We start from the raw sequence: 9,026 nt of genomic DNA, 5'->3' as shown, positions 1-9,026 counted from the left end.
GTTGTAAAAAGCTATAGTAGGCGGGAGACAGAGCTGAACGTAAAGTAGGACAGTAAATTGAGCTATCTTCCAATTCACTAAGTTCTAAGTAATCCTTAATGAAGCTGAAAGGGAGTTGACGAGGGAAATCCTACCGGATCTCATCATCTTATTGGCAGCGTCATACAGTCGTGGTACAAATCTTGGACTGTCGCTGGACTTATGCACAGACTACAACTGTCTTCAAATATGCACTCTCTCGTTCAGCCCAAGTAGTTAATTGAACTCAATCAAAAAACGCTCAAACTCCCAGCAGGAGGGTGATTGGGTGATTCTGGAACAAAAGAAACTTCTGCGGAGTGAGCAGAAGCGCGATCGTACAGAAACCATCTTCGATACTCAGCCACTCTGCACTAAGAGCGCAGATGTTCTTGAAGGACTGAAGGCTCAAGTTAACTCGAGAGTGACAAACCGGATGTTTCCTTCTTTCCAACTTCACTGGCTGAACGATTCACTTTGCCTCAAGTCACTCACCTCAACTCTGATTTCTAATGCAGTGCGGATGAATTTGAATGTAATGCGTTTCCAGTCTTTCATAGAGGTCGGTAGCAGCTAAAGCTCGCGCTGAAGGCGCAGAGTTTTGGCTAGCGCACTGTGACAATCAAGCAAATCATAGGAATTCGAAGGCAAATTTTTCATTCGAACGACGCTTCTAAGCAGATGGAGCGATAAAGTAAGTTGGGAAACAAGGAGAGTCAAGTTGGATCTAGAAACCGTCTTAGAATATATGTCTGATGCCATTACTGCACTCGACACCCAGTGGAACTACATCTGCGTCAACCACAGCGCAGAACTGCTGTTGAGACGCAAGCGTGACGAATTATTGGGGCAGTCTATCTGGGACGTTTTTCCTGACCTTTTGAATACGCCCGCAGAAGTTCAACTCCGACAAGCTGCAGCGGCGCAAGTTAGCGTCAAATTTGAGTTGTTTCTGCCTAAGCTATATGCTTGGCACGAAGTCCGGGCTGTTCCGACTGAGAACGGGCTGCTCCTATTCAGTCGCGATATCTCTGACCGAGTTCGAGCCCTCCGAGACGAAGCCGTGCAGGCTGAAATCCGGGCGATTCTCGAACAAGCCCCGATCGCAATCTCGATTATGCGGGGATCGGAACATCGCATCGAGATGCACAATCGCAGGTTCCAGCACCTCATCGGCGGACGCAACTTAGAGGGATTAACGGTACGCAATGCCTTTCGAGAATTGGAAGGGCAAGGGTTCTTTGAGTTGCTCGATCAGGTCTACACGACTGGCGTAGCCTATGAAGGCAAGGAAATGGTGGCGCGTTACGATCGAGACGGCAGCGGTGAACTGTACGAAGGGTATTTTAATATCATCTATCAGCCTTTGTTTGACCTGAGTGGACGAGTAGACCGGCTACTGAGTTTGAATATTGAGGTAACTGAAGGAGTAGAGGCACGACAGCGCATTGCTCAATTTGCTGCTGAACGCGATGCCATCCTGCAGCAATTGATAGAAGGGGTTATCGTGACCGATGTGAAGGGGCGAATTACGTTTGTCAATGATGCCGCCTCACGGTTGCACGGGGTTGCCAAGCTCGATGTTCTGCCGGAAGACTATAGCGAGATGTATCATCTCTACACTGAAGAAGGACATCCTTATCCTGCAGCAGAGCTACCTTTAAGTCGAGCTGTGCTCAAAGATGAGGTCGTGAAAGAGGCACGCTGGCGGATTCGGCGATCAGATGGGACAGAGATTCTAGTGGAGGGCAATGCTCGCCCCGTCTACGATGAGCAGGGCAGAAAAATTGCTGCGGTACTTACCCTGCGAGCATTATGAAGTGAAAGCTGACTGCTCAACCTGACGCGATCGCTATTTGCCGTCACACTTGTGACCACAGTCGTACAATAATGGCTGGGAACACAATCGAACTATGCCATTTCCGCTTGCACTGCGGCAACTTAAAGTACTGCTAGAGGAATTGCTTAATATTGATTCAAACGCGTCGGTGCTCAGACGTTGTGACATTCCTATTTCTCAGGATGAGCAGTAGCAGCACTTTTACGCCAATCAGCCTACAAGGTTAGTGATGGAAACTAGATTGCAATACAAAATGAGCTCAATGCCGCAGAATCACGACAATTCATCCAGTCTAGCCCGTCAAGAAACCGGAATCTTGCTGCAAATGGCAGATGGCACCATCACTGCTTGTAATCAGGCAGCTCAACTCATTTTAGGGATGACACTCGACCAACTGCAAGACACCTCATCGCCAAATTTGTTCTGGCACATGATTCATCCGGATGGGGCTCCATTTCCTCATCAGATGCATCCAGTGCTCCTGGCACTCCAGTCTGCACAGCCGTGTTTGAACGTCAAAATGGGATTTTATAAACCTGATGGCGATTTGGTATGGGTCAAACTTGACGCTCAACCATTATTTCGCTGTGAGGAACATACCCCTTATGCTGTTGCCGTTACGATTACCCCGTTCATTTCGCCCACTAAATCAGTACACCTTGTCGGTACAACGCCTGCATGTCAAAGAATTCAATTCCCTGAATCGGCAATGAGCACAGTGTGCAATGTCAAAGGAATTGAGGCAACCGAACGGATGCAACTCGAATCAGAACCAGATTGCGGACAGATTGAGGCTCGGTTACACGAAAGTGAATCCCAATATCGTGTGCTAGCAGAAGCAATTCCCCAGTTGGTATGGGTGACAACATCGGATGGACAAAACGAATACGTTAATCAGCGCTTCTGTGACTTTGTAGGCTTAACTTCATCACAGTTATTGAGCTTGGATTGGCTCAGCATTATCCATCCAGATGATCGAGATCGCACCCGTGAGCGGTGGCTTGCTTCTGTAAAGAGTGGTAACTCTTACGAGATCGAATACCGTTTCCGTCACTTCGATGGGACGTACCACTGGTTTTTAGGTCAGGGAGTGCCGTTTCGAGACGAACAAGGACAGGTGGTGAAATGGTTTGGCACTTGTACCAATATTGGCTTCCAAAAACAACATGAAGCTGAAAGCATGCGGCTGATAGCAGAGCAACAAGCGGCTCGCGAAGCCGCAGAACGAGCAAATCGCATTAAGGACGAGCTCTTAGCGGTGGTGTCGCATGAACTGCGAACTCCACTCAATCCCATTCTCGGTTGGTCAAAGCTATTGCGAATGGGCAAACTCACGCCAGAACGTGCTGCAGAAGCTTTGGGTACGATCGAGCGGAACGCTCAGCAACAGGCACAACTGATCGATGACTTGCTCGATATCTCACGCGTTCTACGCAACAAGCTGGTCTTGACCGTTGAGTTGATCGATTTAGCCGGAATTGTCGCGAATGCCCTCGAAACAATTCAGCTTGTCGCTGAGGCGAAATCAATTCATGTTGAAGCCTCGCTCGCCGTTCATGTTGGCGCGATTAGAGGAGATGCAGGACGGTTGCAGCAAATTGTTGGGAACTTGCTCTCTAACGCTGTGAAGTTCACACCGGAAGGCGGACGAATTCAAGTGCAGCTCACTCAAAGGGGGGGCTATGCCCAACTGCAAGTCATCGATACCGGCAAGGGCATCGCGCCGGAGTTTCTACCGCATCTGTTTGAGGCGTTTCGGCAGGAAGACAACACGACAACTCGTCAATTTGGTGGACTTGGACTGGGGCTGGCAATTGTGCAGGAACTGGTAGAACTACATGGGGGGACGGTAAGGGCGGACAGTCCAGGGGTGGGACAAGGAGCAACGTTCACGGTGAGGCTCCCGATCGCATCGGCACAGCTTACCAATCCGGCTCCTGCCCTTCCCAACCATCAAGACGGGGATTTAAGTGGCGTTCGCATTTTTGTAGTCGATGATATCCAGGATTCGCGCGAGTTTGTGGCGTTCGTTCTCCAGCAAGCAGGCGCGATTGTAACCATGGCATCGTCCGCTCAAGCTGCGTTAGACCAGATCAGGGAAGCGAACCCAGATGTGATTATCAGCGACATCGGTATGCCTGACATTAATGGCTATGAACTCTTACAACGAATTCGCCAAGATTTTGCGCTTTCGACTCGCGCTATTGCATTAACCGCTTATGCCACTGAGAATGATCAGCAGCAGGCATTAGAATCAGGATTCGATCGGCATTTAGCGAAACCGATCGATCCGGCAGCCTTAATTGAAGCAGTTCTCGTGCTTGCTCATTCCTCGTTGAAATAAGATGAAGCAAATGATATGAAGCAATCGTTGGTTCGGCAGATCAATGCTGGCTTCAGCATTACGCTAGTGCTGGTGTTAATCAATGGTGTGATTTCCTACCGCAACATCTTCCGGCTGGTTGATAATGAGCGACTCGTGCGCCAGAGCCACCAGGTTATTGCTGTGCTAGAAGACACGCTCTCAACACTTAAAGATGCGGAAACTGGACAACGCGGGTATTTGCTGACTGGGCAAGACCAGTATTTGGAGCCGTATAACAGCGCGATCACTCGGGTCAGTGAGCAAGTCCAGACGCTAAAGCAATTAAAGACAAGAACCACGCAGCCGCAACAAATTGAAGTACTAGAGCAAGCGATCACGGCAAAACTGACCGAATTAAATCAAACCATTCAGCTCCGTCGCACAGGCAAATTTGATGAGGCGCTGCGAATTGTTCGGTCGGATCGTGGCAAGCGGATTATGGACAACATTCGGACGCAAATCGCCGTCTTCGAGCGCCAAGAAACGGATCAATTGCAGCAACGAACAGCAGAATCGCAGCAACACTTAAGCTCCGCGCTGTTCACCTTTACGCTCATCACTGGGACAAGTTTAATCTTACTGGCGCTACTGGCGGAACTGGTTAGACGCAATGAAGCACAACGACAGCAAGCAGAGCGAAGCCTGAGGGAACGGGAAGAGAGGCTTCAGACATTTGTGAAATATGCGCCTGCGAGCATTGCGATGTTTAACGAAACAATGCACTATCTTGCGGTTAGTCAGCGCTGGATCGAGGATTACCACCTCGGCTCGATCGAATCGGTATTGGGCAAGTCGCATTACGATCTGTTTCCAAACCAGCCTGCAGGATGGAGAGCCGCTCATCAACGCGGGTTAGCGGGACACAGCGAAAAATGTGATGAAGATCGCTACGTATTGCTTGATGGCTCCGAACAATTTTTGCGTTGGGAAGTGCAGCCGTGGCGAGACAACTCTGCAAGAGTCAAGGGCATTCTCATTGCTGTGGAAGATATTACCCAGCAAAAACGAATTGAGGTCGCCCTGCGCGAGAGTGAACAGCAGTTCAAAGCGACATTTAATCAAGCAGCGGTCGGAATTGCTCAAGTTGCGCCAAACGGCACCTGGCTACGAGTCAATCAAAAACTCTGTGAAATTGTCGGGTATCGCTACGAAGAATTGTTGGCTTGTACATTTCAAGACATCACCCATCCCGCCGACCTCGACCTTGATCTGAGCTATATGCGGCAGATGATAGCAGGAGAAATCCAGACCTATTCGATAGAGAAACGCTACATCCGCAAAGACCGCTCGATCGTATGGATCAACTTAACAGTAGCGCTAGTGCGTGACTCTGATGGACAGCCAAAGTATTTTATTTCTGTCATCGAAGACATCGATCACAGAAAGCGATTGGAAGCCGAACGCCAACAAGCTGAATTAGCATTGCGCCAAAGTGAAGAACGATTCCGATCGGCAATGGAATTCTCGGGAATTGGAACCTGGGATTGGAACCTGCTTACTGAACAGGTGATCTGGAATGACAATTCCTTTCGGCTTTTAGGTTATGAACCACACGGCTGCGAACCCAACTATCAAACGTGGCGAAATCGCGTGCATCCTGACGATATTGAGGCAACCGAGCAGGCGATTCAATCCGCGATTTCAACTCGGTCGTTCTACTTCTCAGACTTTCGCGTTGTTTGGGACGATGACAGCGTGCATTGGATTTCTGCACGCGGACGAGCGGTTTATAACGACACCGAACAACCGATCCGTCTGCTTGGCGTGATGCTCAACATCACCGAGCGCAAAGCGGCTGAAATTGCATTGCAGCAGCTCAACGCTACCTTAGAACAACGCATCGAGGATCGAACCACGCGACTAACGGAAATTAATCAAGAGCTAGAAGCGTTTACGTATTCGGTCTCACACGACCTACGAGCTCCCCTCCGAATTATGCAAGGATTTGCTCAGGCATTAGAAGAAGATTACGGCACTCACCTCGATGATCTCGCTCATACCTACATTCAGAGCATTTCCGATAGTGCGGTGCAGATGGGCACCTTGATTGATGATTTGCTGAGCTATAGCCGGCTGAGTCGAACGCAAATCAATTTGCAACCGACAGAGTTGAATGCCGTGGTTGATGCTGCTCTACGTCAACTACATCGCGAAATTGGAGAGCGTCACGCAGTCGTCCAGATTCGGTCTCCGCTGCCCTCGGTAATTGCTAACCGCCCCATTTTGATTCAAGTGGTCACAAACTTAATCAGCAATGCGCTCAAATTTGTGGAGCCGTCAAACCAGCCTGCCATCGTCATCGCGGCTCAGGTTGAAAAAAAATTGGTACGCTTAACGATCGAAGACAATGGCATCGGTATCGCACCCGAATATCAAGATCGCATCTTTCGTGTGTTTGAGCGGTTACACGGCATCGAAACATTTCCGGGAACAGGCATTGGCTTGGCGATTGTCCGGAAAGGTATCGATCGCATGGGTGGGCAAGTTGGGGTAGAGTCTCAACTGGGCCACGGTAGCCGATTTTGGCTTGTATTACCGCTTGCATCTACCTAGATTTATTTTCCACATGACTCAATCCCGCATTCTCTTAATCGATGACAATCCAGGCGATCGTGCCTTGGCGATTCGCGCGCTCAAACAAACCTTCTCCAATCTGCAAGTTCAAGAGGTTCTCGACCAGGGCGGCTTAAATCGCGCCATTCGGGAGAAAAATTTTGATTTGGTGGTTACAGATTTCCAAATTCGCTGGACAACAGGGATTGACGTTCTTCTCGCCATTAAGGAGCAAGATCCAACCCTTCCAGTGATTATGTTCACCAACACAGGCACGGAAGAAATCGCCGTCGAGGCGATGAAGCTTGGACTAGACGATTACATTCTCAAACGATCAGATGCTTATGCTCGTCTACCTGCTGCTGTCAGTCGTTCGCTCGAGAATGTTAGAATCCGTGCTGAGCTAGAACGGTATACCAACATTCGCGTTCATGATCTCAACGAAGCGCTGCAAACAATTCTGTCACTCAGTTCACGGTTACTCGAGAGAAGTACATCTTGTTCTCAGGCTGACCAAGCCGACTTCCAGCAGATTTACCGCGCTGCTCAAACGGCAAGCGAATTGCTACAAGACCTACTACCTGAGAATCCTTCACACAAATCAATTAACTCGTGACAATGGATGTGCCCCCAATTTTACTGGTTGAAGATGATCCTAAAGAGGTTTTATTAATTCAGCGGGCGTTTCGTAAAGCTGAGATTGCTGCTGACTTGCATATCATCAACGACGGAGAACAAGCGATTGCCTACTTGGCCGGACAACCGCCGTTCGAGGATCGCGTTCAGTATCCACTTCCGATGCTGATTCTGCTCGATTTGAAACTTCCTCGTCGCTCTGGAGCTGAAGTACTGGCTTGGTTACGTCAACAACCCGGATTGAAGCGCATTCCCGTCGTGATGCTGACTGCCTCAAGGGAATACGCGGATGTCAACCGAACTTATGACTTAGGAGTGAACGCTTACATGGTCAAACCCGTTAGCTTTAACCAGCTTGTAGAAATTGTGAACACACTGCACGTTCATTGGCTTGTGCTGAACGAGAAACCGCAAATCGATATCTCCTAAATAGGGACATCTATGCGTCCTATGCTCGAGATCCTACTGATTGCCTTCGTCAAAGAAGAAGACCAGAAAGCGTTAACCCATTAGTGGTTCAACAACATCTCTTCAAACCAATATTGAGATGCTAACCTGCAACCAACGAAGACATCTGATTTCTGAGCGAGTACGGCTGTGTCCGATTGTATCTACCGCATCTTAATTGTTGACGATCTACCGGATAATTTACTGTTGATGCAAACAGTATTAGAAGCAGAAGGATATGGCATTGAATTAGCAAATGGTGGTCAATCTGCATTAGCGAAGGTCGAAGCTGCTGTGCCGGATCTGATCCTGCTAGATGTGATGATGCCGGATATGAACGGATATGAAGTCGTGCAGCGAATTCGGCGAAAGCCGGAACTATCCTCTATTCCGATTCTTTTAGTCACGGCTCACGAACAAGCTAAAGTGATTGAGGGATTGGAAGCGGGAGCGAATGGCTTTATTTGCAAGCCCATCGACTTTGATAAACTGTTGATGCAAGTGAAAGCCTTGTTACAGTTTCGGGATGAAACTTGTACAGGGCGATGAAAGAGATGAGCACTGAATCTAATTCTGATTTTTTCACAGCTTGGGACTTTTGCTGCGCGAGTAATACGTTCACGTCACTTTTCCAAGTTTTGGTTCGTTGCCGCACCCGCAGGAAGTCCGGCCTTAGAACCTATGCAGCCGCTAAATGCTACCTAACCTGAGTTCGGAATAAGGAATTGCCGAAGGCCTTGATTTCTCGTACCTTTCGGCTCTGATGACTGCGAAGCCATTGTCAATAAAGCTCACAAATGCGATTATTTTCAATTAGAAAAGTCTATTGAGAACAACATGTAAGGCAGTAGTCCGGCTAAGTCCTGTCCCATCGAGCTTCCAGCATTTTGCTTAACCCGAGCTCAGGTTAGCTAAGTGAAAGTAGGAATAGAGGGAATTCTCATTCAATTGATTTTCTTTCTAATTCCTCTGCCTCAATTCAAGCACGGCCACAGTAGAAACCTCAGAGATAGAAGCCTCAGCAATACAATTGGGAGTAAATGCTACCCTACCCTACACTTCATTTCTTTCTTCAAGGTGTGTAATTCATTGTCCTGCCTGTATTCTGACGGCTTTGTGGTATCAGAACCTGCTGCTGAGGGATTGCTGGGATTGCTTGCTGCTGCT

Annotated in this window: 6 protein-coding genes; all 6 read left to right on the top strand. The window is 48.6% G+C overall.

The window, feature by feature from the left end; genetic code table 11:
• Positions 1 to 739: 739 nt before the first annotated feature.
• The 6 genes from NC980_RS25850 to NC980_RS25825 all read left to right on the top strand — a co-directional run bounded on the left by NC980_RS25850 (position 740) and on the right by NC980_RS25825 (position 8,408).
• Complete coding sequence (locus NC980_RS25850; protein ID WP_190377112.1) at positions 740 to 1,837, top strand: PAS domain-containing protein; 1,098 nt, start codon at positions 740 to 742, stop codon at positions 1,835 to 1,837.
• Positions 1,838 to 2,120: 283 nt separating this feature from the next.
• The gene (locus NC980_RS25845; protein WP_199298545.1) at positions 2,121 to 4,202 is read left to right on the top strand and encodes an ATP-binding protein; all 2,082 of its coding nucleotides are present in this window, start codon (positions 2,121 to 2,123) and stop codon (positions 4,200 to 4,202) included.
• Between the two features lie 15 nt (positions 4,203 to 4,217).
• Positions 4,218 to 6,776, top strand: a complete 2,559-nt coding sequence (locus tag NC980_RS25840) for a PAS domain S-box protein (protein WP_190377111.1) — start codon at positions 4,218 to 4,220, stop codon at positions 6,774 to 6,776.
• Between the two features lie 13 nt (positions 6,777 to 6,789).
• Complete coding sequence (locus tag NC980_RS25835; RefSeq protein ID WP_190377110.1) at positions 6,790 to 7,392, top strand: response regulator; 603 nt, start codon at positions 6,790 to 6,792, stop codon at positions 7,390 to 7,392.
• Positions 7,393 to 7,394: 2 nt separating this feature from the next.
• Positions 7,395 to 7,841, top strand: coding sequence for a response regulator (locus NC980_RS25830; RefSeq protein ID WP_190377109.1), 447 nt, complete (start codon positions 7,395 to 7,397; stop codon positions 7,839 to 7,841).
• Positions 7,842 to 8,009: 168 nt separating this feature from the next.
• Complete coding sequence (locus tag NC980_RS25825) at positions 8,010 to 8,408, top strand: response regulator (protein WP_347272613.1); 399 nt, start codon at positions 8,010 to 8,012, stop codon at positions 8,406 to 8,408.
• Positions 8,409 to 9,026: the final 618 nt, after the last annotated feature.

The organism is Leptolyngbya sp. AS-A5 (genome assembly GCF_039962495.1).
Taxonomy (GTDB): Bacteria; Cyanobacteriota; Cyanobacteriia; order Leptolyngbyales; family Leptolyngbyaceae; genus Leptolyngbya.
The sequence above is the reverse complement of the archived record's forward strand: the minus strand, read 5'-3'. Positions and strand labels throughout refer to the sequence as shown.

Bases quoted from the DNA above. Each gene is read 5' to 3' on its own strand.
- NC980_RS25845 (WP_199298545.1), top strand. From the start codon at position 2,121: ATGCCGCAGAATCACGACAATTCATCCAGTCTAGCCCGTCAAGAAACC.
- NC980_RS25840 (WP_190377111.1), top strand. From the start codon at position 4,218: ATGAAGCAATCGTTGGTTCGGCAGATCAATGCTGGCTTCAGCATTACG.
- NC980_RS25835 (WP_190377110.1), top strand. From the start codon at position 6,790: ATGACTCAATCCCGCATTCTCTTAATCGATGACAATCCAGGCGATCGT.
- NC980_RS25830 (WP_190377109.1), top strand. From the start codon at position 7,395: ATGGATGTGCCCCCAATTTTACTGGTTGAAGATGATCCTAAAGAGGTT.